The 24,729-nt window shown below is 64.6% G+C and carries 24 protein-coding genes and 1 riboswitch; of the genes, 13 read left to right on the top strand and 11 right to left on the bottom strand.

Translation table 11 applies throughout. The annotated features are described in order from the left end of the window. Positions 1–19: 19 nt before the first annotated feature. The 5 genes from HU751_RS10685 to tkt form a co-directional block, all read right to left on the bottom strand. The gene (locus HU751_RS10685) at positions 20–349 is read right to left on the bottom strand and encodes an MliC family protein (RefSeq protein WP_186733346.1); all 330 of its coding nucleotides are present in this window, start codon (positions 347–349) and stop codon (positions 20–22) included. Between the two features lie 158 nt (positions 350–507). Next, positions 508–726 (bottom strand): hypothetical protein, encoded by a 219-nt coding sequence (locus tag HU751_RS10680; RefSeq protein WP_050707230.1) that lies wholly within the window; start codon positions 724–726, stop codon positions 508–510. A 32-nt stretch (positions 727–758) separates the two neighbouring features. Further along, the gene (locus HU751_RS10675) at positions 759–1,922 is read right to left on the bottom strand and encodes a phosphoglycerate kinase (protein WP_186733345.1); all 1,164 of its coding nucleotides are present in this window, start codon (positions 1,920–1,922) and stop codon (positions 759–761) included. A gap of 12 nt (positions 1,923–1,934) precedes the next feature. Beyond that, positions 1,935–2,996, bottom strand: a complete 1,062-nt coding sequence (epd, locus tag HU751_RS10670) for an erythrose-4-phosphate dehydrogenase (RefSeq protein ID WP_050707217.1) — start codon at positions 2,994–2,996, stop codon at positions 1,935–1,937. A 131-nt stretch (positions 2,997–3,127) separates the two neighbouring features. Further along, entirely contained in the window at positions 3,128–5,125 is a 1,998-nt protein-coding gene (gene tkt, locus HU751_RS10665; protein WP_186733344.1) for a transketolase, read from the bottom strand. A gap of 326 nt (positions 5,126–5,451) precedes the next feature. On the opposite strand from tkt, the gene HU751_RS10660 reads away from it, so the two are divergent. The 4 genes from HU751_RS10660 (at position 5,452) to HU751_RS10645 (ending at position 9,925) form a co-directional block, all read left to right on the top strand. Then, positions 5,452–6,444: an ArsR/SmtB family transcription factor gene (locus HU751_RS10660; protein WP_186733343.1), complete on the top strand. Its 993-nt coding sequence runs from the start codon at positions 5,452–5,454 to the stop codon at positions 6,442–6,444. Positions 6,445–6,463: 19 nt separating this feature from the next. Beyond that, positions 6,464–7,654, top strand: coding sequence for a methionine adenosyltransferase (gene metK / locus HU751_RS10655; protein WP_186715851.1), 1,191 nt, complete (start codon positions 6,464–6,466; stop codon positions 7,652–7,654). Between the two features lie 145 nt (positions 7,655–7,799). Continuing rightward, positions 7,800–9,470 (top strand): NAD-dependent DNA ligase LigB, encoded by a 1,671-nt coding sequence (ligB, locus tag HU751_RS10650; protein WP_186733342.1) that lies wholly within the window; start codon positions 7,800–7,802, stop codon positions 9,468–9,470. 59 nt (positions 9,471–9,529) lie between these two features. Next, complete coding sequence (locus HU751_RS10645; protein WP_186733341.1) at positions 9,530–9,925, top strand: DUF1090 domain-containing protein; 396 nt, start codon at positions 9,530–9,532, stop codon at positions 9,923–9,925. Positions 9,926–10,065: 140 nt separating this feature from the next. On the opposite strand, the gene HU751_RS10640 is transcribed toward HU751_RS10645, so the two are convergent. Beyond that, the gene (locus tag HU751_RS10640) at positions 10,066–10,512 is read right to left on the bottom strand and encodes a c-type cytochrome (RefSeq protein WP_186733340.1); all 447 of its coding nucleotides are present in this window, start codon (positions 10,510–10,512) and stop codon (positions 10,066–10,068) included. Between the two features lie 119 nt (positions 10,513–10,631). On the opposite strand from HU751_RS10640, the gene mltA reads away from it, so the two are divergent. After that, a complete protein-coding gene (mltA, locus tag HU751_RS10635) occupies positions 10,632–11,783 on the top strand; it encodes a murein transglycosylase A (protein ID WP_186733339.1) in 1,152 nt (383 codons plus the stop codon). 69 nt (positions 11,784–11,852) lie between these two features. On the opposite strand, the gene HU751_RS10630 is transcribed toward mltA, so the two are convergent. Both HU751_RS10630 and HU751_RS10625 read right to left on the bottom strand, forming a co-directional pair. Continuing rightward, entirely contained in the window at positions 11,853–12,239 is a 387-nt protein-coding gene (locus tag HU751_RS10630; protein ID WP_050707225.1) for an MAPEG family protein, read from the bottom strand. Between the two features lie 31 nt (positions 12,240–12,270). Then, positions 12,271–13,104, bottom strand: a complete 834-nt coding sequence (locus tag HU751_RS10625) for an EamA family transporter (RefSeq protein WP_186733338.1) — start codon at positions 13,102–13,104, stop codon at positions 12,271–12,273. A gap of 211 nt (positions 13,105–13,315) precedes the next feature. Between HU751_RS10625 and HU751_RS10620 the strand changes: the two genes are divergently transcribed. Next, entirely contained in the window at positions 13,316–14,554 is a 1,239-nt protein-coding gene (locus HU751_RS10620) for a cation:proton antiporter (protein ID WP_186733337.1), read from the top strand. A 120-nt stretch (positions 14,555–14,674) separates the two neighbouring features. Here the strand turns inward: HU751_RS10620 and HU751_RS10615 are convergent, their stop codons facing one another. Further along, positions 14,675–15,076, bottom strand: coding sequence for an acyl-CoA thioesterase (locus HU751_RS10615; protein WP_050707228.1), 402 nt, complete (start codon positions 15,074–15,076; stop codon positions 14,675–14,677). A 335-nt stretch (positions 15,077–15,411) separates the two neighbouring features. On the opposite strand from HU751_RS10615, the gene HU751_RS10610 reads away from it, so the two are divergent. The 7 genes from HU751_RS10610 (at position 15,412) to rhlE2 (ending at position 23,269) form a co-directional block, all read left to right on the top strand. Further along, positions 15,412–15,918 (top strand): inclusion body family protein, encoded by a 507-nt coding sequence (locus tag HU751_RS10610; protein ID WP_186733336.1) that lies wholly within the window; start codon positions 15,412–15,414, stop codon positions 15,916–15,918. A gap of 85 nt (positions 15,919–16,003) precedes the next feature. Then, positions 16,004–16,516, top strand: coding sequence for a hypothetical protein (locus HU751_RS10605; protein ID WP_186733335.1), 513 nt, complete (start codon positions 16,004–16,006; stop codon positions 16,514–16,516). Positions 16,517–16,614: 98 nt separating this feature from the next. Further along, positions 16,615–16,711, top strand: a riboswitch (S-adenosyl-L-homocysteine riboswitch). Between the two features lie 21 nt (positions 16,712–16,732). Continuing rightward, a complete protein-coding gene (gene ahcY, locus HU751_RS10600; RefSeq protein ID WP_028688336.1) occupies positions 16,733–18,142 on the top strand; it encodes an adenosylhomocysteinase in 1,410 nt (469 codons plus the stop codon). Between the two features lie 139 nt (positions 18,143–18,281). After that, entirely contained in the window at positions 18,282–19,127 is an 846-nt protein-coding gene (gene metF / locus HU751_RS10595) for a methylenetetrahydrofolate reductase [NAD(P)H] (RefSeq protein ID WP_186733334.1), read from the top strand. A 98-nt stretch (positions 19,128–19,225) separates the two neighbouring features. Then, positions 19,226–20,302: a hypothetical protein gene (locus tag HU751_RS10590; protein ID WP_186733333.1), complete on the top strand. Its 1,077-nt coding sequence runs from the start codon at positions 19,226–19,228 to the stop codon at positions 20,300–20,302. Positions 20,303–20,339: 37 nt separating this feature from the next. Next, entirely contained in the window at positions 20,340–21,140 is an 801-nt protein-coding gene (locus HU751_RS10585; protein ID WP_225933304.1) for a substrate-binding periplasmic protein, read from the top strand. A gap of 221 nt (positions 21,141–21,361) precedes the next feature. Next, entirely contained in the window at positions 21,362–23,269 is a 1,908-nt protein-coding gene (rhlE2, locus tag HU751_RS10580) for an RNA helicase RhlE2 (RefSeq protein WP_186733332.1), read from the top strand. A 121-nt stretch (positions 23,270–23,390) separates the two neighbouring features. On the opposite strand, the gene HU751_RS10575 is transcribed toward rhlE2, so the two are convergent. Together HU751_RS10575 and HU751_RS10570 are read right to left on the bottom strand one after the other, a co-directional pair. Beyond that, positions 23,391–23,969: a YceI family protein gene (locus HU751_RS10575; RefSeq protein WP_050707233.1), complete on the bottom strand. Its 579-nt coding sequence runs from the start codon at positions 23,967–23,969 to the stop codon at positions 23,391–23,393. Between the two features lie 34 nt (positions 23,970–24,003). After that, positions 24,004–24,555, bottom strand: a complete 552-nt coding sequence (locus tag HU751_RS10570; protein ID WP_050707234.1) for a cytochrome b — start codon at positions 24,553–24,555, stop codon at positions 24,004–24,006. Positions 24,556–24,729 lie beyond the last annotated feature (174 nt).

The raw sequence follows: 24,729 nt of genomic DNA, 5'->3' as shown, positions 1-24,729 counted from the left end.
ATCTACGCGGCCCGGCCAGTCACGGTGCCTTGCAGCCCCGCCCAATCAGATCGTTGGTCGCCACCCAGTACACCAGGCCTTCTTCACCTTTGGTGTGGAAGGCCAGCATGCCATCGCTGTACAGCGCGCCGGAGGCACCCGGCTCGGCCTTGAGCCGATGGACCTGGTCGCCGCCGCCAAGGCGGACATCGACCGCGTCCTGCTGCGCGTCGGCGAAACGCCACAGCACTTCGGCCTGGCTGTCGCAGACCCAGCGGGTCCAGTTGTCCGCCGGGGCGGGTTGGGCCGGCTGCAACAGCGAGCAGCCTGCCAGGGTCGCCAGGGCCAATGCGGCCAGAAGCGCTTTCATCAAACATCCTCGTTACGGGAATGCTGTACCGGCCTCATCGCGGGGCAAGCCCGCTCCCACGATGAGTGCGTGGGAGCGGGCTTGCCCCGCGATGAGGCCGCAACGACAGCCCCAATGTCCAAGACCACGAAATCCGGCGCAGGTTGCCAGCCACCCGATCAAGGGCAACCCGGGGCCTTGCGCTGGTGTTCGTCGTCGTACTTTTCCAGGCCGTCCGGGCCCAGGCGCTTGTTGATCACCGGTGCCGTCTCCGCCTGCCACTGGGACTGGTAGCAACCGCCCTTGGGCGGCTGCGCCGGATCGGCCTCGCTGCCCTTGTTGCTGGAACAGGCGCCCAGCAACAAGGCCACGATCATCACAGGCAATTGCTTGACCATCAGGTCGCTCCCTTTGCCAGGCGCCTTCACGCTCAGGCCTTGGCCCGCTCTTCCAGGATTGCCACGGCAGGCAGGACCTTGCCCTCGACGAACTCGAGGAACGCGCCGCCACCGGTAGAAATGTAGGAGATATCGGCACCCACGCCATACTTGTCGATGGCCGCCAGGGTGTCGCCGCCACCGGCAATGGAGAACGCGGCGCTGTCGGCGATGGCCTTGGCCAGGACCTTGGTGCCGTTGCCGAACTGGTCGAACTCGAACACACCGACCGGACCGTTCCACAGGATAGTCTTCGAGGTCTTCAGCAACCCGGCGAACTGCTCGGCGGTCTTTGGACCGATGTCCAGGATCATGTCGTCGGCGGCCACGTCGGCGATCGCCTTGACGGTGGCTTCGGCGCTCTCGGCGAATTCCTTGGCGACCACCACGTCCACCGGCAGCGGCACGCTGACCTTGGCGGCGATGGCCTTGGCGGTCTCGACCAGGTCAGGTTCGTACAGCGACTTGCCGACCGGATGACCGGCGGCGGCAAGGAAGGTGTTGGCAATGCCGCCACCGACGATCAGCTGGTCGCAGACCGCGCTCAGGCTGTTCAGCACGTCCAGCTTGGTGGAGACCTTGGAGCCGGCAACGATGGCGGCCATCGGTTTGGCCGGGGCCTTCAGGGCCTTGCCCAGGGCATCCAGCTCGGCTGCCAGCAGCGGACCAGCGGCGGCGACCTTGGCGAACTTGGCGACGCCATGGGTGGAGCCTTCGGCGCGGTGGGCGGTACCGAAGGCGTCCATGACGAACACGTCGCACAGGGCGGCGTACTTCTGCGCCAACTCGTCGGCGTTCTTCTTCTCGCCCTTGTTGAAGCGCACGTTTTCGAACAGCACCAGGTCACCGGCCTGAACCTGAACGCCGTCGAGGTAATCGGCGACCAGCGGCACGTCGCGGCCCAGGGCCTTGCTCAGGTAGGCGGCAACCGGCTTGAGGCTGTTCTCGGCAGAGAACTCGCCTTCGGTCGGGCGGCCCAGGTGCGAGCAGACCATCACCGCCGCGCCCTTCTCCAGGGCCAGCTTGATGGTCGGCAGCGCTGCCAGGATACGCGCGTCGCTGGCCACCACACCGTCCTTCACAGGGACGTTGAGGTCTTCGCGGATCAGTACGCGCTTACCTTGCAGGTCGAGGTCGGTCATCTTCAACACGGTCATGAATGCAGTCCTTCAGGGCTGTTTGCTGCGGGTTGGGTGTACGACGTGCAGATAGTGTTCGGCAACGTCGAGCATACGGTTGGCAAACCCCCATTCGTTGTCGAACCAGGCCAGCAGGTTCACCAGGCGGGGGCCTGAGACGCGGGTCTGGCTGGCATCGACGATGGCCGAATGCGGGTCATGGTTGAAATCACAGCTGGCGTGGGGCAGCTCGGTGTAAGCCAGCAAGCCTTTCAGCGGGCCGTCCAGGGCGGCCTCGCGCAGCACCCGGTTGACTTCCTCGGTGCTGGTATCGCGGGAAGTCTGCAGGGTGATGTCCAGGCACGAGACGTTGACGGTCGGCACGCGTACCGCTTTGGCCTGGATTCGCCCGGCAAGTTCCGGCAGCAGGCGTTCGATACCCCGGGCCAGGCCCGTGGACACCGGAATCACCGACTGGAACGCCGAACGGGTGCGGCGCAGGTCTTCGTGGTGGTAGGCGTCGATCACCGGCTGGTCGTTCATCGCCGAGTGGATGGTGGTGATCTGCACGTACTCGATGCCAAAAGCCTGGTCCAGCACGCGCAGCAGCGGCACGCCACAGTTGGTGGTGCAGGAGGCGTTGGACACCAGCAGCTCGCTGCCGGTCAGGCAATCCTGGTTGACGCCGTAGACCACCGTGGCGTCGATGTCCGCCTCGCTGGCCATGGGCTGGGAAAACAGCACCCGCGGCGCGCCGGCATCGAGGAAGCGCTGGCCATCGGCCCGGGTGTGGTAGGCACCGGAGCATTCCAGTACCAGGTCGATGTCCAGGGCGGCCCAGTCGATGCCTTCCGGGGTGGCGCTGCGCAGCACTTTCACGCAGTCGCCATTGATATGCAGACAGTCGCCGTCGACCTTCACCTCGCCGGGGAAGCGCCCGTGGGTGGAGTCGAAACGCGTCAGGTATTCCAGGCTGGCCTGGTCGGCCAGGTCGTTCAGCGCGACGATCTCGAAACCGGCCTTCGCCCCCCGCTCGAACAGTGCGCGCAGGACACAGCGGCCGATGCGGCCGTAACCGTTGAGTGCAACTTTGTAGGGACGCGGGTGGGGCATTCGATACTCACGGGACAAGTGCGTTGAACGACCATCGCGGGGCAAGCCCGCTCCCACAGGGGACTGCAAAGACCCTGTGGGAGCGGGCTTGCCCCGCGATCAGACGGGAGGCACAGGGCCTCCCAGGTGCATCAGTCTTCCAGCAGCTCTTCGGCGGTGCCCAGGATGTTGTCCAGGGTGAAGCCGAACTCCTCGAACAGCGCGCTGGCCGGGGCCGACTCGCCGTAGGTGGTCATGCCGATCACGCGGCCTTCGAGGCCGACGTACTTGTACCAGAAGTCGGCGTGAGCGGCTTCGATGGCGATACGCGCGCCAACTTCCAGCGGCAGTACCGACTGTTTGTAGGCTGCGTCCTGGGCGTCGAACACGCTGGTGCTAGGCATCGAAACGACGCGGACCTTGCGGCCTTCGGCGGTCAGCTTGTCGAAGGCTTGAACGGCCAGGCCCACTTCGGAGCCAGTGGCGATCAGGATCAGCTCAGGCTCGCCGGCGCAGTCCTTGAGCACGTAACCGCCACGGGCGATATCGGCGATCTGCTGGGCGTCGCGGGTCTGGTGCTGCAGGTTCTGGCGCGAGAAGATCAGCGCCGACGGGCCGTCCTTGCGCTCCAGGGCGGCTTTCCAGGACACGGCGGATTCCACCGCGTCGGCCGGACGCCAGGTATCCAGGTTCGGCGTGCTGCGCAGGCTGGTCAGCTGCTCGATTGGCTGGTGGGTCGGGCCGTCTTCGCCCAGGCCGATGGAGTCGTGGGTGTAGACGTGGATCACGCGCTGCTTCATCAGCGCCGACATGCGCACGGCGTTGCGGGCGTATTCCATGAACATCAGGAAAGTGGCACCGTAAGGCACCAGGCCGCCGTGCAGGGCGACGCCGTTCATGATGGCGGTCATGCCGAACTCGCGCACGCCGTAGAACACGTAGTTGCCGCTGGCATCGTTGGCTTCGACGCCCTTGCAGCCTTTCCACAGGGTCAGGTTGGAGCCGGCGAGGTCGGCGGAGCCGCCAAGGAACTCTGGCAGCAGCGGACCGAAGGCGTTAAGCGCATTCTGGCTGGCCTTGCGGCTGGCGATGGTTTCGCCCTTGGCGGCAACTTCCGCGATGTAGGCAGCGGCTTTCTCCGAGAAATCAGCCGGCAGCTCACCGCTCAGACGGCGCTTGAGCTCGCTGGCCAGCTCCGGGAAGGCAACGGCATAGGCGTCGAAGCGCTGGTTCCACTCGGCTTCGACCTTGGCGCCAGCTTCCTTGGCATCCCACTCGGCCTTGATGTCGGCCGGGATTTCGAACGGGCCGTGGTTCCAGTTCAGTTCCTTGCGGGCCAGGGCGATTTCGTCGTTGCCCAGCGGTGCACCGTGGCAGTCTTCCTTGCCCTGCTTGTTCGGCGAGCCGAAGCCGATGATGGTCTTGCAGCAGATCAGGGTCGGACGGTCGCTCTTGCGCGCGGTCTCGATGGCGGTCTTGATCTCGTCGGCGTCGTGGCCGTTGACGTTGCGGATTACCAGCCAGTTGTAGGCCTCGAAGCGCGCCGGAGTGTTGTCGGTGAACCAGCCGTGGACTTCGCCGTCGATGGAGATGCCATTGTCGTCGTAGAAGGCAACCAGCTTGTTCAGGCCCAGGGTGCCGGCCAGCGAGGCGACTTCATGGGAGATGCCTTCCATCATGCAGCCGTCGCCGAGGAACACGTAGGTGTTGTGGTCGACGATGTTGTGGCCTTCACGGTTGAACTGGGCACCCAGCACTTTTTCCGCCAGGGCGAAGCCCACGGCGTTGGCCAGGCCTTGGCCCAGCGGGCCGGTGGTAGTCTCGACGCCCGGGGTGTAACCGAACTCCGGGTGGCCCGGGGTGCGGCTGTGCAGCTGGCGGAAGGCCTTGAGGTCGTCGATGGTGACGTCGTAGCCGGTCAGGTGCAGCAGCGAGTAGATCAGCATCGAGCCGTGGCCGTTGGACAGCACGAAACGGTCGCGGTCGGCGAAGCTTGGGTTGCTCGGGTTGTGCTTCAGATAGTCGCGCCAAAGCACTTCGGCGATATCCGCCATACCCATGGGGGCACCTGGGTGGCCGCTGTTGGCCTTTTGCACGGCATCCATGCTGAGGGCACGAATGGCGTTGGCACGTTCACGACGGCTGGGCATCGCTGAGTCTCCTGGGGCTTGAAATAGGTGGTGAAGCGAAAAAAGGCGGCCATTTTCGCCCACAGGGGGGGCCGGGGGCAATGACGTATGGTCGCAGTCGGGCTTTTTTCCTGTGATTGGCTGGGAAAAGAGTAGAAAAGCGGGGTAGTGGGGGCGGGCTTGCCCCGCGATTGCGTCAGATTGGACGCAGGAAATACCAGGGCGAGCGCTATCGCGGGGCAAGCCCGCTCCCACGATCAGCCCCACGAGGCCATCGGTCAGGCAATATCAAAACTTTTTGATATTGCTATTGCGACGACAGCATCCCCTGTCTAGACTCCCGCCCCATGAACCTCAATGCGCCCATCACCCCACAACGCAGCGATGAGCTGGCCGCCCTGTGCAAGGCCGGCGGCGACCCCCTGCGCCTGAACGTGCTGCGCGCATTGGCCAACGATTCGTTCGGCGTGCTGGAACTGGCGCAGATCTTCGACATCGGCCAGTCGGGCATGAGCCATCACCTGAAGGTGCTGGCCCAGGCCGAGCTGGTGGCGACCCGCCGCGAAGGCAACGCGATCTTCTACCGCCGCGCCCTGCCCGACAGCCAGCGCCTGGGCGGTCGCCTGCATTCGGCGCTGCTCGAGGAGGTCGACGACCTCGCCCTACCTCAAGAAGTACAGGCCCGAATCGCCCAGGTCCAGCAGCGTCGCGCCGCCACCAGCCAGGATTTCTTCCTGCGCGTGGAAGAGAAGTTCCGCGCCCAGCAGGACCTGATCGCCGGCCTGCCACAGTACCGCGAAAGCCTGCTGGCGCTGCTCGACAAGCTGAGCTTCGAGGCCGGTGCCAGCGCCCTGGAGGTCGGCCCCGGCGACGGCGGTTTCCTGCCCGACCTGGCCAGGCGTTTCGAGCAGGTCACGGCCATGGACAACAGCCCGACCATGCTCGAGCTGGCCCGCCAGGTCTGCGAGCGCAACGAATTGAGTAACGTAAACCTGCAGTTGGCCGATGCACTGGGTGCAACGGATGTGGAAGCCGACTGCGTTGTGCTGAACATGGTCCTGCACCATTTCAGTGATCCGGCCCAGGCCCTGCGCCTGCTGGCCAGACGGGTGAAGGCGGGCGGCAGCCTGCTGGTCACCGAGCTGTGCAGCCATGACCAGGGGTGGGCGCGCGAAGCCTGCGGCGACCTGTGGCTTGGCTTCGAGCAGGACGACCTGGCCCGTTGGGCCAACGCGGCAGGGCTGGCCCCCGGGGACAGCCTCTACGTGGGCTTGCGTAACGGTTTCCAGATCCAGGTCCGGCATTTCCAGCGGACCACTGGCGACATACAACATCGGTAAATTTCAGGAACCCATCGAGATGAGCGAATACTCCCTTTTCACCTCCGAGTCCGTGTCCGAAGGGCATCCGGACAAGATCGCCGACCAGATCTCCGACGCGGTGCTGGACGCCATCATCGCCCAGGACAAGTACGCCCGCGTGGCCTGCGAGACCCTGGTCAAGACCGGTGTCGCCATCATCGCCGGTGAAGTCACCACCTCGGCCTGGGTCGACCTGGAAGAGCTGGTGCGCAAAGTGATCATCGACATCGGCTACAACAGCTCCGATGTCGGCTTCGACGGCGCCACCTGCGCCGTGATGAACATCATCGGCAAGCAGTCGGTGGATATCGCCCAGGGCGTCGATCGCTCGCGCCCGGAAGACCAGGGCGCCGGCGACCAGGGCCTGATGTTCGGCTACGCCAGCAACGAAACCGACGTGCTGATGCCGGCGCCGATCTGCTTCTCGCACCGCCTGGTCGAGCGCCAGGCCGAAGCGCGCAAGTCCAAGCTGCTGCCATGGCTGCGCCCGGACGCCAAGTCCCAGGTCACCTGCCGCTATGAAAACGGCAAGGTAGTGGGCATCGATGCCGTCGTCCTGTCGACCCAGCACAACCCTGAAGTGTCGCAGAAAGACCTGCAGGAAGCGGTGATGGAGCTGATCGTCAAGCACACCCTGCCGGCCGAGTTGCTGCACAAGGACACCCAGTACCACATCAACCCGACCGGCAACTTCATCATCGGTGGCCCGGTGGGCGACTGCGGCCTGACCGGCCGCAAGATCATCGTCGACAGCTACGGTGGCATGGCCCGCCACGGCGGTGGCGCGTTCTCCGGCAAGGACCCGTCCAAGGTCGACCGTTCGGCCGCCTACGCCGGCCGCTACGTGGCCAAGAACATCGTTGCCGCGGGCCTCGCCGAGCGCTGCGAGATCCAGGTGTCCTACGCCATCGGCGTAGCCCAGCCGACCTCCATCTCGATCAACACCTTCGGTACCGGCAAGGTCTCCGACGACAAGATCGTGCAGCTGGTGCGCGAGTGCTTCGACCTGCGTCCGTACGCCATCACCACCATGCTCGACCTGCTGCATCCGATGTACCAGGAAACCGCCGCCTACGGTCACTTCGGCCGTACGCCGCAGCAGAAGACCGTCGGCGACGACACCTTCACCACCTTCACCTGGGAGCGCACCGACCGCGCCGCCGCCCTGCGCGACGCCGCTGGCCTGTAAGCCTCCTACAGCAGTAACGGAAAGCCCCTGCCGAGTGATCGGCGGGGGCTTTTTTGTGACATATGGGCTGACAAATGCCCACCGTCGCCCACGCCGTCACCCGCCTAGGCTGAGGACTCCTTCCCGCCTTGCAAGGATGCCGGCCATGCCATTGCTGCTGATAGTCATAGCGCTGCTGTTGCACCACTGCGTCGCCCAGGCAAGTGCGTGCCCGCCCTGGGACACCGCGCAGGCTGAAGCCGAAGTCGCACGGCTGCGCGCCACCCTCGCCCACTGGGACGACCAATACCATCGCCAGGGTATCGCCCTGGTGGCCGACGAACTCTATGACCAAAGCCGCCAGCACCTTCTGGAACTTCAAGCCTGCTTTGGCCTTTCCCACGACGAAGCGCCGCTGGCGAACGCCCGCGGCACTACCCCTCACCCCATCCCCCACACCGGTGTCGACAAGCTTGCCAACGAGCAGGCTGTAGCCCGATGGTTGCAGGGCAAACGCGACGTGTGGATGCAGCCGAAGGTCGACGGCGTCGCGGTGTCGCTGATCTATCGCCAGGGCCAACTGACGGGTCTGCTCAGCCGTGGCGATGGCACGCAGGGGCACGACTGGAGCCGGCACATCCCCATGCTGAGCGGCATCGCGCGGCAACTTTCCCAACCGCTGGACGCGGTGTTCCAGGGCGAACTGTACTGGCGCCTGGACGACCATGTGCAGGCCGAGGCAGGCAGTGCCAATGCTCGCGGCACCGTCGCCGGGCTGCTGGCGCGCAAACGGATGACCGAGGAACAAGGCGCGGGCATCGGGCTGTTCGTTTGGGACTGGCCCAACGGCCCGGATAACCAGGCCGAGCGCCTGGCACGCCTGGCAGTGCTTGGCTTTCCCGACAGCCAGCGCTTGAGCGTGGCCATCGAGGGCGTTGCCGAGGCGACGCGCTGGCGTCAGCACTGGTACCGCTCGCCCCTGCCCTTCGCCAGCGACGGCGTAATCCTGCGCCAGGACAGTCGCCCCCCGGCACAGCGCTGGCGCGCCCAGGCACCCTACTGGATCGCTGCCTGGAAGTATCCGTTCGCCCAGGCGCTGGCGCAGATCAGGGATGTGCAGTTCCGAATCGGCCGTACCGGGCGCATCACGCCCTTGCTGCTGTTACAACCGGTGACCCTGGACGACCGCCGGATCAGCCAGCTCAGTCTCGGCTCGCTGGCGCGCTGGAAACAGCTGGACATTCGCCCTGGTGACCAGATAGCGGTCAGCCTGGCCGGCCTGACCATTCCACGTCTAGAAAGCGTGGTGCATCGTGCCGCGCGACGCCCCATCGTGCAGGCTCCGGATCCGGCGACCTATCACGCTCTCAGTTGCTGGCAGGCCGACAAGGACTGCCAGCAGCAGTTCCTTGCCCGCCTGGCCTGGCTGGGCGGCAAACAGGGCCTCGACCTGCCAGGCCTGGGAGCCGAAACCTGGAAGCACCTCGTCGAGAGTGGCCATATCGTGCAACTGACTGATTGGCTGAGCCTCGAACAGGACCAATTGCTCAAGGTACCTGGGATCGCCCAGGCTCGAGCCAGGCAATTGCAGACTGCTTTCGCCCAAGCCCGCCGCCAGCCTTTCCAGCGTTGGCTACGAGGCCTCGGCGTACCCGCACCGTCCAGCCTGCAAATGGGCCCCGACTGGCACACACTGGCATCCAGAAACATCGAGCAATGGCTTGCCGAACCTGGCGTCGGGCCTGGTCGAGCAGAGCAATTGCAGGCTTTTTTCGCCCACGAGCGGGTTCAGGAGCTGGCCCGAAACCTGCGCGCCCATGCAATCGAGGGTTTCTAATTTGCGCGGATCAGGGCAGCATTTCGCTTTCTGCTGCCCAGCCCCGAATGGAGCCCCCGATGAAACTGCTTTCGTCCCTCGCCCTGTCCACCCTGCTCGGCTTCGCCGCCAGCCCGCTGCTGGCCGCCGAAGAGCAGCCGGGCCTGACCGGTTGCGCGGCCAAGCGCCAGGCCATCAGCGAACAGATCGAACAAGCCCGCGCCCATGGCAACAGCGACCAGCAGGCGGGCCTGGAAAAGGCCTTGAGCGAAGTCACCGAACACTGCACCGATGCCGGCCTGCGCAAGGAGCGCGAGCAGAAGGTGCTCGACGCCCGCCACGAAGTGAACCAGCGCACCAAGGACCTGGACAAGGCCATGAAGAAGGGCGACGCGGAGAAGATCAACAAGCGCAAGGACAAGCTGGCCGAGGCGAAGAAGGAGCTGCAGGAGGCCGTGGACGAGCTCGAGCGCTAGCCTGACGGCCTCATGTGTGCGAACCGTGGGAGCGGGCTTGCCCCGCGATGACGTCAGCCCAGGCAACGTCACTGGCCGATCCGACGCCATCGCGGGACAAGCCCGCTCCCACGAGCCGGCGCCCAAGACAGCCCATTCGCTCAGTGATTGCGAAACTCGCTATGACAGGCCTTGCACGCCGCCTCGACCTTGTCCATCGGCACCTTCACCTGGGCCGCGTCCAGTGGCTGGGTACGGGTGACCGCGACCAGCTCGCCGGTGACGCCCTCCAGTTGCCGGGCCAGGTCCTGGAATCGCGCCTGACGCTCCCAGACCTCGGCCCGCGCGCTGCTGTCGCCCGCATCGCGCACCTGCGGGAAATGCTGCCACGGCGCGTGGGCCAGGCTGTCCAGCTTCGCCGCGCCATCGGCGAACTTCGCGCCGTCGAAAGGCAGGCGCCCGCGCAGCATGCCGCCCATGTCTTCGCTGGTCTTGAGCATCTGCTTGAAGATCGCCTTGCGCTGGCCCAGCGGCGAGTTGGGATCAACGCCGTCACAGGCACTCAGGGCAAGGGCGGCGAGCAGTACTACGGTCAATCGCTTGAACATCACGGTCTCTTCGGCCAGGAAAACGGGCGGCCAGTATCGCCGCCCCGCAGGCAAAGACCAATAGCCACACAGAAAACAGGGGTGAATCTTCATGCTTCGCCCCCTACAGGATCGACGACATGAAATCTGCATTGCGCCATTTCGCCTGGGCACTGCCCGCCCTGGCGCTCCTGGCCGGCTGTAACGGCGGCGAAAGCGCCAAGCCCGAACCCCACGCCATTGCCACCTACGTGCCAGCCACCTTCAAGGACCTGCCCCAGGTCAGCGACGACGACCTGCTGGCCGGCTTCTACGCCTGGCGCAGCGGTTGCGAGAAGCTCAAGCGCGCCCCGGTGTGGGCCGCCACCTGCGAAGCAGCGGGCTCGGCCACGGCCAATGCCGCCCAGGTGCGCACCTTCCTCGAACAGAATCTCCAGGTCTATGGCCTGCGCTCGGCGCAGAACAGCGCCAACGGCCTGATCACCGGCTATTACGAGCCGGTCTACCCCGGCAGCCTGGCCCGCACCGACAGCGCGCATGTCCCGGTGTATGGCGTGCCCGAGGACATGATCGTGGTCGACCTGGCCAGCGTGTACCCCGAGCTCAAGGGCAAGCGCCTGCGCGGACGCCTCGACGGGCGGGTGCTCAAGCCCTACGACACCGCCGAGGTGATCAACCGCGACGGCGCCAAGGCGCCGGTACTGGCCTGGCTGACCGACCCGATGGACCTGCAGTTCCTGCAGATACAGGGCTCGGGCCGTATCCAGCTGGAGAACGGCCGCCAGCTGCGCCTGGGCTACGCCGACCAGAACGGTCATCCGTATCGCCCAATCGGCCGCTGGCTGGTTGAGCAGGGGCAGTTGCCGAAGGAAGAGGTAACCATGGGCAGCATCCACGCCTGGGCCCAGGCCAACCCGCAGCGTGTGCCCGAGCTGCTGGCCAGCAACCCGAGCTACGTGTTCTTCAGCACCCGCCCGGACAGCAACGAGGGACCGCGCGGCTCGCTCAACGTGCCGCTGACCGCGGGTTACAGCGTGGCGATCGACCGCAAGGTGATCCCCCTGGGCAGCCTGCTCTGGCTGTCCACCACCCGCCCGGACGGCAGCCCGGTGGTACGCCCGGTCGGCGCCCAGGACACCGGTGGCGCCATCACCGGCGAAGTGCGCGCGGACCTGTTCTGGGGCACCGGACCCGAGGCCGGCGAGCTGGCGGGGAACATGAAGCAGCAGGGGCAGATCTGGATGCTGTGGCCCAAGGGCCAGCCTTTGCCCGAAGTGCCGAAAGCACCCTGACAGGCGCTATCGCGGGGCAAGCCCGCTCCCACGATGATTGCGTGGGAGCGGGCTTGCCCCGCGATGCATTCAAATCGATACGACGAAGAACGACACAATCAGCGCCATCCCGACGAACCACACCAGCGAACGCAGCACCGCCCAGTCCGCCAGGTAGCAGATGATGTAGAGCAGCCGGCTGGTGATGTACACCACTCCCAGCACATCCTGGGTCACCTGCTCGGCATTGCCGACGATGTCGGCCACCAGAACCGCCGCAGCAAACGCGGGGAACGCTTCGTAGCCGTTCAACTGGGCAGCATGGGCACGCCGAGGCAACCCTTCGAGCTTGTCCAGGAACGCACGCGGGTCGTGATTGGCGCGCAGGCCAAAATACCCACTGCTGAGCTTGGCGATCAATGCGCACAGCGGCGGCAGGACCAGCGCAACGAGAATGCACCACAGGGCAACGGTCATCTACAGGACTCCTTGTTCACAGAGGATCGGTTCACAGTTTCATCACCAGCATGCCGGCCAGGACCAGCCCGCAAGCTAGGAGTCTCGGCCCGCCAAAAGGTTCTTTAAGGTAGCGCATGCCCAGCAGCACCACGAGGATCACGCTCAGCTCGCGCAGCGCCGCCGCCTCGGCCACAGACCCCAGGTGCATGGCCCACAGCACCAGGGCGTAACTCAGCAGCACGCACAACCCCACCGCCAGCCCGAGGCGCCACTGGGTGCGCCAGAACAGGGCAAACGGCCCCCGACGTGCCACCCCGGCGAGCAGCGGGAACGGCCAGGCACTGAGCAGGGTCAGCCACACCAGGTAATCCCAGGGCTTGCCCCACAGGCGCACGGCCTGACCGTCGAACCAGGTGTAGCAGCCGATGCACAAGCCGATCAGCGCCACCACCGGCAGCATCGACCAGGGCAGGCGATCACCGCCACCGCCCTGCCACAACAGGCAGGCCATGCCGCAGGGGATCAGCAGGATACCGATGATCTGCTGCTGGCTGAGCGACTCACCGGCAAAAGCCAGGGTCAGTCCGAGCACGACCAAGGGCGACAAACCACGCATCAACGGATAGACCAGCCCCAGGTCGCCGACACGATAGGCCTTGATCAGCAGGTAACGGTAGAGCTGCTCGGCCAGTGCCGATGCCAGCAGCCAGGGCCAGATGCCGGCCGGGGGAAACTCGACGAACGCCACAGCCAGAACGGCGAAGACCAGGGCCACCAGGTCCATGCTGGCGATCACCAGAAGGCGTTCGCCGCTGAACTTGATGAGGGTGTTCCAGGTCGCGTGGAGCAGGGCTGCGACCAGTACCAGGGAGGTTGCCAACACGCGGGATTCCTTGCGCAAAGACCAGGCGACACTTCGCACTATAACGGTTTGCTGTTGCTTGTAGGCATCGTGGGAGCGCCTGCCGTCCGACTTGAGGAACGATTCCGACAAAACTGGTCATAAGGTGTGTCCCGAACCCCGCGCCAGGTCATCAAAGAACTGCCCGAGTCACTCGGGAAACGACTTGGAAGCCACTGTTACAGGATTCGGGATGCTTGAATTAGTTGCCGCGTTTATCTGCCTCACCACCCTCCTCACCTATGTGAACTACCGCTTCATCGGCCTGCCGCCGGCCATCGGCGTGATGGTCACCGCACTGCTGTTCTCCCTGATGCTGCAGGGCCTGAGCCTGATCGGCTTCCCTGGTCTGGAAGAGCGCGTCGAAGGCCTGATGAACCAGATCGATTTCAATGACCTGCTGATGCACTGGATGCTGTCGTTCCTGCTGTTCGCCGGCGCCCTGCACGTCAACCTCGCCGACCTGCGCAGCTACCGCTGGCCGATCGGCCTCTTGGCCACGATCGGGGTGCTGATCGCCACCGTGGTGATCGGCTACCTGGCGCACTGGGTGTTCGCCCTGTTCGGCTGGAACGTGCCGCTGATCTACTGCCTGCTGTTCGGCGCGCTGATCTCGCCGACCGACCCGATCGCCGTGCTCGGCGCGCTGCGTACCGCCAACGCCTCCAAGCCGCTGAAGACCACCATCGTCGGCGAGTCGCTGTTCAACGACGGCACCGCGGTGGTGGTATTCACCGTGCTGCTGGGTATCATCCAGCTGGGCGAGACGCCGAGTGTGTCCGACACCGCCCTGCTGTTCGCCCGCGAGGCCATTGGCGGGGTGGTGTTCGGCGGGGTGATCGGCTATGCCACCTACCGCATGATCAAGAGCGTCGAGCAGTACCAGGTCGAGGTCATGCTGACCCTGGCGCTGGTAATCGGCGGCTCGGCCATGTGCTACGAGCTGCATGTGTCGGCGCCGATCGCCATGGTGGTGGCCGGCCTGATCATCGGCAACCTGGGGCGCAACCTGGCGATGAACGACATGACCCGCCGCTACATGGATGGTTTCTGGGAACTGATCGACGACATGCTCAACGCCCTGCTGTTCGCCCTGATCGGCCTGGAGCTGTTACTGCTGCCGTTCAACTGGCTGCACCTGGCGGCCGGTGGCGTGCTGGCGGTGGCGGTGCTGGCCTCGCGCCTGCTGACCGTGGCGCCGGCCATCGTGTTGCTGCGCCGCTGGCGGACCGTGCCGCAGGGCACCATCCGCGTGCTGACCTGGGGTGGCCTGCGTGGTGGCGTGTCGGTGGCACTGGCACTGTCGCTGCCACAGGGCGATGAGCGTGACCTGCTGCTGTCGATCACCTACATCGTGGTGCTGTCGTCGATCCTGGTGCAGGGTCTGACGGTCGGCAAGGTGGTGCGCAAGGTCAGCACACAACCCGAGTAGTCGCGTGGGAGCGGGCTAGCCCCGCGATGACGTCAGCAAAGGCATCGATATTGATCCTGCCGGCACCATCGCGGGGCAAGTCGCATCGGCGCACCGCCACTCCCACGAACGCTTCAGCGCTTATTCGACCGCGCTGTCCGGGAACTGATCCTGGATGTACTTGATCTCGGTCCGCCCGTGCGGCGCCGGCTGACCATCCTCGCCCAGGTTGACGAAGACCATCTTGTCGACGGTCAGGATCGCCTTGCGGGTGATCTTGTTGCGCACTTCGCACTTGAGGGTGATCGAGGTGCGGCCGAACTCGGTGGCGGTGATGCCCAGTTCGATGATGTCGCCCTGGCGCGAGGCGCTGACGAAGTTGATCTCGGAAATGTACTTGGTCACCACGCGCTGGTTGCCCAGCTGGACGATGGCGTAGATCGCCGCCTCCTCGTCGATCCAGCGCAGCAGGCTGCCACCGAACAGGGTGCCGTTGGGGTTGAGGTCTTCGGGTTTTACCCATTTGCGGGTGTGAAAGTTCATCTGTACTCCTGGCCTGCGGCCTCATGAACATCGAGCGGCGAACGGCGGATCAGCCGTCCGACCACGTCCTACATGGTAGCCCCATTGATTTGCGTCAACCATGTCCACGCCCTACGACCATTGGTCAGTATCCGCGCACCGCGGTTTGACACCCACCCCCACGGATCTAGCCTGACCCTGTGATCCGCAGATCACTCCAGGTGGTCGGACAACCGGAACTTGGCATACCGTGCGGCAGAACCGGCATTCGCAGGAAGCGAGGCTCCGGGCAGTGCCAGTGGAGAGCGACTGAGGCTCACCATTGACCTACTCGAATCAGTGAAAAGGAATCCACTATGTCCAGAGTCATTGATGTCAGCATCAACGTCGACACTGAAACCATCCTCAAAAAGTACCCTACCGCGAGCAGGGATCCGAACAAGCCCACATTCATACCACCGGAACACATTTACATGGTCACCTATCAGGACAACGTCATCTCCGGCCAGGCCGGTGGTGAGTTGCATCTCCGGGGCCGTGTGGGCGATGTGGTCCGCTGGCGCGAGCAAAGCATCTCGTTCGGCTTCGAGCAATCGGTAATCCTCTACGGATTCGTCTCCGACGATCCCAAGCACAAACTCCTGGAAGACCCTCGCCCCCTCCACGCAGAGGTTCAATCAGCCGTACCCAACGAGAACAACAAGACCATCCCGACATGCCAGATCCTCGATAACTACTACTGGCGTGGCGATCTGCTCAAGCAAGGGAAAGTCACCTACCACTTCAAGTTCATGATCGTCGATCGCGACTGCAAGTGCTGTGGCTACTTCGAATGGGATCCGTTCATCACTATCACCAACTGATCCACACCGCGCACCGCCGAGCCTTGGGCCGGCGGTGCGCGCCAGTCCCCGGATCACTCATTGGTGCTCAAGGAAGGAGCGCATCATGACCACGGAGAATCCCGTCCATCACGCGCTGATCATTGTCGATACTCAGGGGCTGCTCACAGCCGTCGAGCGACTCCCCAGCGATCCAGCTTCTCCCGCCGAACTCGACCCCCGCCATTTCTGCATCCTGCACTCACGCCCGGCAACGGGTGAAACGCTGCTTCTCGACACACCGGAGTTAGTCGTTGCGGCTGGGGATACCTTGCTCCTGCACACGGTCCCGGTGGCGCTGCTCGGCGAAGAGATGCTGTTCAGCCACAGCCCCGTCAGCGAGCCGCTACTGGACATCGAGTTGGCCGAGCAACACAACCTGCGCCTGGCCCTTCCCGATGCAGCGGCACCGCTGCAGCCGGCAAGCCGCCAAGTCGACACCTATCACTGGCGTATCCACTGCGACCAGCCGGGTGAATTCAAGTTGGCCTGGCAGGTGATGGTGCTGGCCCAGGGCTGCGAGCCGCTGGCCCACTTCACTCTGCGCCTTGCCTTGCGGACCAACGGCCACTCCCAGTGAACCTGTCTTTGGCGTTTAGCCCTTGGGATGCATCGAAAGCCCCGCTATAATCGCCCGGCACTTTCGACGGTGGCTCCAGCGGCCACCGTTCCCGCCACCCATCCGAGGGGCGCTGCAGCAGGCTCGGCCTGTCAGGCTCGGTTGGGGCGTTGTTCGCGCAAGCGAACGCTCAACGCACAACGGCGCCCATTCGCACACTACGAATGGAGGCTCTCAATGAGCGCTGTAAACACGCCTGCTGGTTTTTCCGACTTCAAGGTCGCCGACATCTCCCTGGCCGACTGGGGCCGCAAGGAAGTCATCATCGCCGAATCGGAAATGCCGGCACTGATGGGCCTGCGCCGCAAGTACCAAGCCGAGCAACCGCTCAAGGGCGCGAAGATCATCGGCTGCATCCACATGACCATCCAGACCGCCGTGCTGATCGAGACCCTGGTCGCCCTGGGCGCCGAAGTGCGCTGGTCGTCGTGCAACATCTTCTCCACCCAGGACCAGGCCGCCGCTGCCATCGCCGCCGCCGGCATCCCGGTGTTCGCCTGGAAAGGTGAAACCGAGCAAGAGTACGAGTGGTGCATCGAGCAGACCATCCTGAAAGACGGTCAGCCATGGGACGCCAACATGGTCCTGGACGACGGCGGTGACCTGACCGAAATCCTGCACAAGAAATACCCGGCCATGCTGGACAAGATCCACGGCGTGACCGAAGAGACCACCACCGGCGTGCACCGCCTGCTGGACATGCTGGCCAAGGGCGAGCTGAAAGTCCCGGCGATCAACGTCAACGACTCGGTCACCAAGAGCAAGAACGACAACAAGTACGGCTGCCGTCACAGCCTGAACGACGCCATCAAGCGCGGTACCGACCACCTGCTGTCGGGCAAGCAGGCCCTGGTGATCGGCTACGGCGACGTGGGCAAGGGCTCGGCCCAGTCCCTGCGTCAGGAAGGCATGATCGTCAAGGTCACCGAAGTCGACCCGATCTGCGCCATGCAGGCCTGCATGGACGGCTTCGAAGTGGTCTCGCCGTTCAAGGACGGCATCAACACCGGTACCGAAGCCGGCATCAACAAGGACCTGCTGGGCCGCATCGACCTGATCGTCACCACCACCGGTAACGTCAACGTCTGCGACGCCAACATGCTCAAGGCCCTGAAGAAGCGTGCCGTGGTCTGCAACATCGGCCACTTCGACAACGAGATCGACACCGCCTTCATGCGCAAGAACTGGGCATGGGAAGAGGTCAAGCCACAGGTGCACAAGATCCACCGCACCGGTGCTGGCGTGTTCGACCCACAGAACGACGACTACCTGATCCTGCTGGCCGAAGGCCGCCTGGTGAACCTGGGCAACGCCACCGGTCACCCAAGCCGCATCATGGACGGCTCGTTCGCCAACCAGGTCCTGGCGCAGATCTTCCTGTTCGAGCAGAAGTTCGCCGAACTGCCAGCCGCGAAGAAGGCCGAACGCCTGACCGTGGAAGTGCTGCCGAAGAAGCTGGACGAGGAGGTGGCCCTGGAAATGGTCCGCGGCTTCGGCGGCGTGGTCACCCAGCTGACCCCGCAGCAGGCCGAGTACATCGGTGTGACCGTCGAAGGTCCATTCAAGCCGGACGCCTACCGCTACTAAGCGGCGGCGTCAGCGCCAGGCATTCGCCCTGGCGCTGGCTGGCAACGCGTCGAACCGATGTCCGAGCCAGGCCGGCCCCAACCGTCCTGGCTTTTATTTGCAGGTAGCCGCCCCGGGCGCGCCGCCGAAGGAACGAGAGATGTCACAAGAACGCCGCTACAGTTTCGAGTTCTTCCCCACCAAGACCGACGCCGGCCACGAGAAGCTGATGGGCGTCGCCCGCCAGCTGGCCAGCTACAACCCGGACTTTTTCTCCTGCACCTACGGTGCCGGGGGCTCGACCCGCGACCGCACGCTCAACACCGTGCTGCAGCTGGAAAGCGAAGTGAAGGTTCCGGCCGCCCCGCACCTGTCCTGCGTGGGTGACAGCAAGGACGACCTGCGCGCCCTGCTCGCCGAGTACCAGGCCGCCGGCATCAGGCGCATTGTCGCCCTGCGTGGCGACCTGCCGTCGGGCATGGGCATGGCCAGCGGCGAGCTGCGCTACGCCAGCGACCTGGTCGAGTTCATCCGCCAGGAAACCGGCAACCACTTCCACCTGGAAGTAGCCGCCTACCCGGAGATGCACCCACAGGCGCGCAACTTCGAGACGGATCTCGCCAACTTCGTGCACAAGGTCAAGGCCGGCGCCGACAGCGCCATCACCCAGTACTTCTTCAACGCCGACAGCTACTTCTACTTCGTCGAGCGTGCGCAGCAACTGGGCGTGGACATCCCGGTGGTGCCCGGCATCATGCCGATTACCAACTACAGCAAGCTGGCACGCTTCTCCGACGCCTGCGGCGCCGAGATCCCACGCTGGATCCGCAAGCAGCTGGAAGCCTATGCCGACGACACCGCCAGCATCCAGGCCTTCGGCGAGGAAGTGATCACCCGCATGTGCGAACAACTGCTGCAAGGCGGCGCACCGGGCCTGCACTTCTACACCCTCAACCAGGCCGAGCCGAGCCTGGCGATCTGGAACAACCTGAAGCTGCCACGCTGAAAGATGTTGCCGGTAACAATTAATTAGAGCCATGACGAAGGCTTTGGCTTAGGCTAAAGCCTTCTTCACTTCTGCCTCGTAATAGGTTACCGGCCAGCATGCAGCACCCTCATTCCGCCCATCCTCAGCTCGTCTACCTGGCATTCGGTCCGGCCACCTACCATCAGGAGGCCTGCTTCAGCATCGTCAGTGCCCTGGCCCACCTGCGATCCACCCCCGGCGCGTCCATGGACATCCAGGTCTACACCGACAATGCCGAGCCCTATCGCCACCTGCCGGTCACCGTACACCTGCTCGACGAGGCCACCCGCAGAGCCTGGAACCAGCCACACGGCTACCATTTCCGCAGCAAGCACGTGCTGCTGCGCCAAGTCCTCGGGCACCACCCGATGGCCGTGCTCATCGACACCGACACGTTCTTCCGTACGTCACCCAAGCACCTGTTCGACCGTGTCACGACCGGCAGCCTGCTGTGCAATGCTATTGGCGGACGCTACGGTGAGAACCAGAAATGCCTGCTGTACAAGAACCTGGTCGGCATTCTTGAAGAACGCGGCCTGGCCGACCGCCAGATGCCGCTGGTCAACTCCGGCGTGATCGGGCTCACCGCACAGGATGCCCCGGTGCTGGACCAGTCCATTGCCCTGATGGACGAACTCCACCCATTGGCCCGGGAAGCCTATACGCTAGAGGAGTTCTGCCTTGCGGTGGCGGCGTACCGTACGCTCAGGCTCAACGAGTGTACCGACGTCATCCATCATTACTGGAGCCGCAAAGCCCAGTTCCGCGCCAAGATCCAGGCCTGGCTGCACAAGCATGGCGACGCGCCGCTGAGCGAGGCGGCACTGGCCGATGTGGCGCTGGTCAACGACCAGCTCCCCCGCCCACCGGCTCTGCAACGCTTGGGATACAAGGCCCTGAGCCTTACCCTGCCCAGCAGGGAGCGGCAATTCGCCCGCGAACTGTTGTATGGCTGCTACCCCTACGAAAACGAATTCGATCGGGCGTGCGCCTGCGCGTGGTGGGACAAGGCCCTGGAGAATCTCAGCCAGCGCGAGGGGCGACCGGACCCTGAACAATTGCGCAAGTGCCTGAGCCAACCCGGCCTGCGCCTGGTGCTGGGACAGCGCAGGCAAGAGATCGAGGCGCACCTGCTGAAACAGCGGCAGGCCTGAGCTGTATGCCGGGTGCGCAACTGCGGGAATCCCCACGTTGACCCCGCCACGCGCCAGGCACAAGGCCGTCCATGCCCTCTGCCTGTTTTTGCTTGCCTGCCTGAGTCCCCTGGCGCATGGAGAACGCCTGCGCATCGTCAGCGATGACTGGGCGCCATACCTGTACCAGGAGAATGGCCAGGCCAAAGGCATCGACTACGAAGTCACCAACGAGGTGTTCAAGCGCCTGGGCGTCGAGGTGCAATGGCAGTTGCTGCCCTGGCGGCGCTGTCTGGCCATGATCGAGCAAGGCCAGGCGGATGCGGTGATGGATATTTTCCGGGTCGACTCGCGCCAGGGTTACCTGGTCTACCCGGACGAGCCCATGTCAGAGGTCGAGTTCGTCCTCTACCAGGCCCGCTCACGCCCCCACCCGGTCGAGCGCCTCGAAGACCTGGCCGGGCTGACCGTGGGCACCTCGCCCGGCTATGTCTACGACGGCAGCTTCGCCGAATCGCCGCTGTTCCGCCGGGAGCCGGCGCCCAGCCACGAAGCCAATTTCGGCAAGCTGGCGCTCGGGCGCATCGACCTGCTGGTGACCGACCGCCGGGTTGGCCGCTATGTCAGCCGCCAGCTGGGCCTGGAACAGACCGTCGAGGCACTGCCCCTGGTGATCAGCCGCCGCCCGCAGTACCTGGGGCTGGCCCGCAAGCCCGGCCGCGAGCAGCTGGCACAGGCGTTCAGCGATGAACTGCGACGCTTCAAGCAGGAGCCGGCCTATGCGGCGATCAACGCCCGCTACCTGGGCAATCGGGATTTTCCTTTCGCCGTTGAGCAGCAGGAACGCAGCACACCCTGATTGCTCTGTTATACTCGGGCCTTCCCGCCAGGCTCACGCCCGGACGCTCGGCCTCGCAACAGGCATCTCGACCCGCAGCAGCGCACCTTGCGCGCCGCCCGCAGGCTCCAGGATGCGCCGTGAACGCCCAGCTGGACCGGACGCGATCGCATCCCTCCGATGCCCGTCGCGCCAGGCAGAACACCCCATCGGGCCCAGCCCCCACGAGAACAGGATTGCCCATGTCCTTTGCTTCCCTCGGTCTCTCCGAGGCTCTTGTCCGCGCTATCGAGGCAGCGGGCTACACCCAGCCCACTCCGGTGCAACAGCGGGCCATTCCCGCCGTGTTGCAAGGTCGCGACCTGATGGTCGCCGCCCAGACAGGTACTGGTAAAACCGGCGGCTTCGCGCTTCCCATCCTCGAGCGCCTGTTCCCGGGTGGCCACCCCGACAAATCGCAACGCCATGGCCCGCGCCAACCGCGTGTGCTGGTGCTGACCCCGACCCGCGAGCTGGCCGCCCAGGTACATGACAGCTTCAAGGTCTATGCCCGCGACCTGAATTTCATCAGCGCCTGCATCTTCGGCGGCGTCGGCATGAACCCGCAGGTCCAGGCCATGGCCAAGGGCGTCGACGTCCTGGTCGCCTGCCCGGGCCGTCTGCTCGACCTGGCCGGCCAGGGCAGCGTCGACCTCTCGCGGGTCGAGATCCTGGTGCTGGACGAAGCCGACCGCATGCTCGACATGGGCTTCATCCACGACGTCAAGAAAGTGCTGGCACGTCTGCCGGCCAAGCGCCAGAACCTGCTGTTCTCGGCGACTTTCTCCAAGGACATCACCGACCTCGCCGACAAGCTGCTGCACAACCCCGAGCGTATCGAGGTCACACCGCCGAACACCACCGTCGAGCGCATCGAGCAGCGCGTCTACCGCCTGCCGGCCAGCCACAAGCGCGCCCTGCTGGCGCACCTGATCACCCTGGGTGCCTGGGAACAGGTACTGGTGTTCACCCGCACCAAGCACGGCGCCAACCGCCTGGCCGAGTACCTCGAGAAGCACGGCCTGACTGCTGCGGCGATCCACGGCAACAAGAGCCAGAACGCCCGCACCAAGGCCCTGGCCGACTTCAAGGCCAACACCGTGCGCGTGCTGGTCGCCACCGACATCGCCGCTCGCGGCCTGGACATCGACCAGCTGCCCCACGTGGTCAACTTCGAGCTGCCCAACGTCGAGGAAGACTACGTTCACCGCATCGGCCGCACCGGCCGTGCCGGTCGTTCGGGCGAGGCCATCTCGATGGTCGCCCCGGACGAAGAGAAGCTGCTCAAGAGCATCGAGCGCGTCACCAAGCAAAAGATCCCGGATGGCGACCTGATGGGCTTCGACGCCTCCCAGGTCGAGGCCGAGAAGCCGGAAGTCCGCGAGCGCCAGCAGAACACTGGCCGCGGTGGCCGCAACCAGCAACCTCGCGGCGAAGGCGGCAAGGAAGGCAGTGGCGGACGCAAGGACAAGGGCAAGGACAAAGGCCGCAACAAACCTGCGGGCGAGAAGCAGGCCGACAAGGAAAAGGCCGGCGACAAACAGCAGCAAGGCCAGCAGCAGCGCAAGCCGCGTGACAAGAAACCACGTCAGCAGCAGGCTGCACAGGGTCAGAAGGCTATCCCGTCGGCCCCCGCCAATCGTGATCCGGAAGAGTTCCTGGACGACGATGTGGATAACTTCGGCAACCGCGCCGACTACGTCAGCCCTTACCAGAACGCCAAGAACCAGGGCCGCAACCGTCGCCCGGGTGGCAATGGCGGACAAGGTCAAGGGCAAGGCCAACGTAGCGGCGGTGGTCAGGCGCAAGGTCAAGGTCAAGGTCGTGGCAATGGCCAACAGCGCCAAGGCCAGGGCTCGGGTGAAAAACGCCCGCGCAACGCTGGTGGCAGCAATGGCGGTGCTCGTCGTGACAACAACGGCGGCCGCAACCGCCGCGACGAATCGGCTCGCCAGGAACCAGCCGTGCGCAACCCGCGTGAATCGCAGAACGCACCAGTGATCATTCGCAAGGAATCCAAGCTCGACCGTTACCCGACGCCCGAGCAACTGGACGACCTGCCGAGCCGCCCACGCGGTGAGCGTCCGGCGCTGCTGACCCGCAAGGGTTGAGCGCGCAATCGCAGGGCAAGTCGCACGGTGCGCAGATGCGAGTTGCCCCGCGATAACGCAGAGTGCAGATAGAACAAAAACGCCGCCCGTTGGGCGGCGTTTTTGTTTCCGGCGTAGCGAATTACTTCTGCTTCACACCTTCGACACTGATATCCAGGTCCAGGGTCTGGGAGGTCGGGCCTGGGCCTTTGATCCCGAAGTCGTTCAGGTTCAGCGTGGTCTTGGCGTTGAAGCCAGCACGCTCGCCACCCCACGGGTCCTTGCCTTCACCGTTGAACACAGCCTTGAAGGTGACCGGCTTGGTCACGCCGTGCAGGGTCAGGTCGCCGGTAACGTCGGCAGTCTTCTCACCGGTCGACTTGACGGCGGTGGAGACGAACTTGGCCTGCGGGTACTTCTTCACATCGAGGAAGTCGGCGCTGGCGATGTGCTTGTCACGCTCGGCGTGGTTCGACCACAGGCTGGCGGTCTTCAGATCGACGCTGATCTTGCTGGCCTCGGGCTTGGCGCTGTCCCAGGTGAAGTTGCCGTCGAAGTCCTTAAAGGTGCCGTGGATGAAGCTGTAGCCCAGGTGGCTGATCTTCCAGTCAACGAACGCGTGCTGGCCTTCCTTGTCGATCTTGTATTCGGCGGCCATGGCCTGGCCGGCGGAGATCAGGGCGGTACCGAGCGCCAGAGCGGCAAAAGTCTTTTTCAACATCCTTACTTCCTTCCTTTGCAATTGAGGTTGAGAGTCAAGCTTTGCGGCCCAGCATGCGGGTCAGGGTCGCGTCACGGTCGATGAAATGGTGCTTGAGTGCCGCCAGGGCATGCAACACCGCGAAAATCACCAGGCCCCAGGCCAGCCAGAGGTGGATCACCCCGGCGGTGTCGGCCTGGTCAGGCAGGTCGCTGATCAACGCCGGCACCTCGAACAGACCGAACACCGGAATGCCGACACCGTCGGCGGTGGAAATCAGGTAACCGGCGACCATCACCGCGAACAGGCCCAGGTACAGCGCCAAGTGGCCCAGCTTGGCGGCCAGGCGGGTGACCTTGCCATGGTTGGCCGGTGCCGGCGGTGGCGGACTGATGAAACGCCAGAGCACGCGTAGCAGCATGGCGGCCAGCAGTACCAGGCCGATGCTCTTGTGCAGGTCAGGCCCGGACTTGCGCCATGGGCTGTAGTAGTCGAGGCCGACCATCCACAGGCCCAGGCCGAACAGGCCGAAGACCGCCAGCGCCACGCCCCAGTGCAGGACGATGCTGACCAGGCCATAGCGGGAAGATGAGTTGCGCAGTTGCATGTTGGCGTATTCCCCGTGAAAGCTGCGCACAAGACTAGCGCGTAACGCATCGAATAAAAGCGTAAAAAATTGCTTCGGATTATCTAAAAAACCGATATTTAGTCTGCAAGCTTCCTATTAAGGAAACATTAACGATAGTCGTTTGGATGTGCCGACGCCATCGCGGGGGCCCGC

It is taken from the genome of Pseudomonas peradeniyensis (genome assembly GCF_014268935.2).
Lineage (GTDB): Bacteria > Pseudomonadota > Gammaproteobacteria > Pseudomonadales > Pseudomonadaceae > Aquipseudomonas > Aquipseudomonas peradeniyensis.
The sequence above is the reverse complement of the archived record's forward strand: the minus strand, read 5'-3'. Positions and strand labels throughout refer to the sequence as shown.

What these genes read in the sequence shown, in the direction of transcription:
- HU751_RS10675 (WP_186733345.1), bottom strand. Translation starts at nt 1,922, where the DNA reads ATGACCGTGTTGAAGATGACCGACCTCGACCTGCAAGGTAAGCGCGTA.
- HU751_RS10640 (WP_186733340.1), bottom strand. Translation starts at nt 10,512, where the DNA reads ATGTTCAAGCGATTGACCGTAGTACTGCTCGCCGCCCTTGCCCTGAGT.
- mltA (WP_186733339.1), top strand. Translation starts at nt 10,632, where the DNA reads ATGAAATCTGCATTGCGCCATTTCGCCTGGGCACTGCCCGCCCTGGCG.
- HU751_RS10590 (WP_186733333.1), top strand. Translation starts at nt 19,226, where the DNA reads ATGCAGCACCCTCATTCCGCCCATCCTCAGCTCGTCTACCTGGCATTC.
- HU751_RS10630 (WP_050707225.1), bottom strand. Translation starts at nt 12,239, where the DNA reads ATGACCGTTGCCCTGTGGTGCATTCTCGTTGCGCTGGTCCTGCCGCCG.
- epd (WP_050707217.1), bottom strand. Translation starts at nt 2,996, where the DNA reads ATGCCCCACCCGCGTCCCTACAAAGTTGCACTCAACGGTTACGGCCGC.
- HU751_RS10610 (WP_186733336.1), top strand. Translation starts at nt 15,412, where the DNA reads ATGTCCAGAGTCATTGATGTCAGCATCAACGTCGACACTGAAACCATC.
- HU751_RS10685 (WP_186733346.1), bottom strand. Translation starts at nt 349, where the DNA reads ATGAAAGCGCTTCTGGCCGCATTGGCCCTGGCGACCCTGGCAGGCTGC.
- HU751_RS10645 (WP_186733341.1), top strand. Translation starts at nt 9,530, where the DNA reads ATGAAACTGCTTTCGTCCCTCGCCCTGTCCACCCTGCTCGGCTTCGCC.
- rhlE2 (WP_186733332.1), top strand. Translation starts at nt 21,362, where the DNA reads ATGTCCTTTGCTTCCCTCGGTCTCTCCGAGGCTCTTGTCCGCGCTATC.
- ligB (WP_186733342.1), top strand. Translation starts at nt 7,800, where the DNA reads ATGCCATTGCTGCTGATAGTCATAGCGCTGCTGTTGCACCACTGCGTC.
- HU751_RS10605 (WP_186733335.1), top strand. Translation starts at nt 16,004, where the DNA reads ATGACCACGGAGAATCCCGTCCATCACGCGCTGATCATTGTCGATACT.
- HU751_RS10575 (WP_050707233.1), bottom strand. Translation starts at nt 23,969, where the DNA reads ATGTTGAAAAAGACTTTTGCCGCTCTGGCGCTCGGTACCGCCCTGATC.
- HU751_RS10680 (WP_050707230.1), bottom strand. Translation starts at nt 726, where the DNA reads ATGGTCAAGCAATTGCCTGTGATGATCGTGGCCTTGTTGCTGGGCGCC.
- HU751_RS10615 (WP_050707228.1), bottom strand. Translation starts at nt 15,076, where the DNA reads ATGAACTTTCACACCCGCAAATGGGTAAAACCCGAAGACCTCAACCCC.
- HU751_RS10660 (WP_186733343.1), top strand. Translation starts at nt 5,452, where the DNA reads ATGAACCTCAATGCGCCCATCACCCCACAACGCAGCGATGAGCTGGCC.
- metK (WP_186715851.1), top strand. Translation starts at nt 6,464, where the DNA reads ATGAGCGAATACTCCCTTTTCACCTCCGAGTCCGTGTCCGAAGGGCAT.
- tkt (WP_186733344.1), bottom strand. Translation starts at nt 5,125, where the DNA reads ATGCCCAGCCGTCGTGAACGTGCCAACGCCATTCGTGCCCTCAGCATG.
- HU751_RS10570 (WP_050707234.1), bottom strand. Translation starts at nt 24,555, where the DNA reads ATGCAACTGCGCAACTCATCTTCCCGCTATGGCCTGGTCAGCATCGTC.
- HU751_RS10620 (WP_186733337.1), top strand. Translation starts at nt 13,316, where the DNA reads ATGCTTGAATTAGTTGCCGCGTTTATCTGCCTCACCACCCTCCTCACC.
- metF (WP_186733334.1), top strand. Translation starts at nt 18,282, where the DNA reads ATGTCACAAGAACGCCGCTACAGTTTCGAGTTCTTCCCCACCAAGACC.
- ahcY (WP_028688336.1), top strand. Translation starts at nt 16,733, where the DNA reads ATGAGCGCTGTAAACACGCCTGCTGGTTTTTCCGACTTCAAGGTCGCC.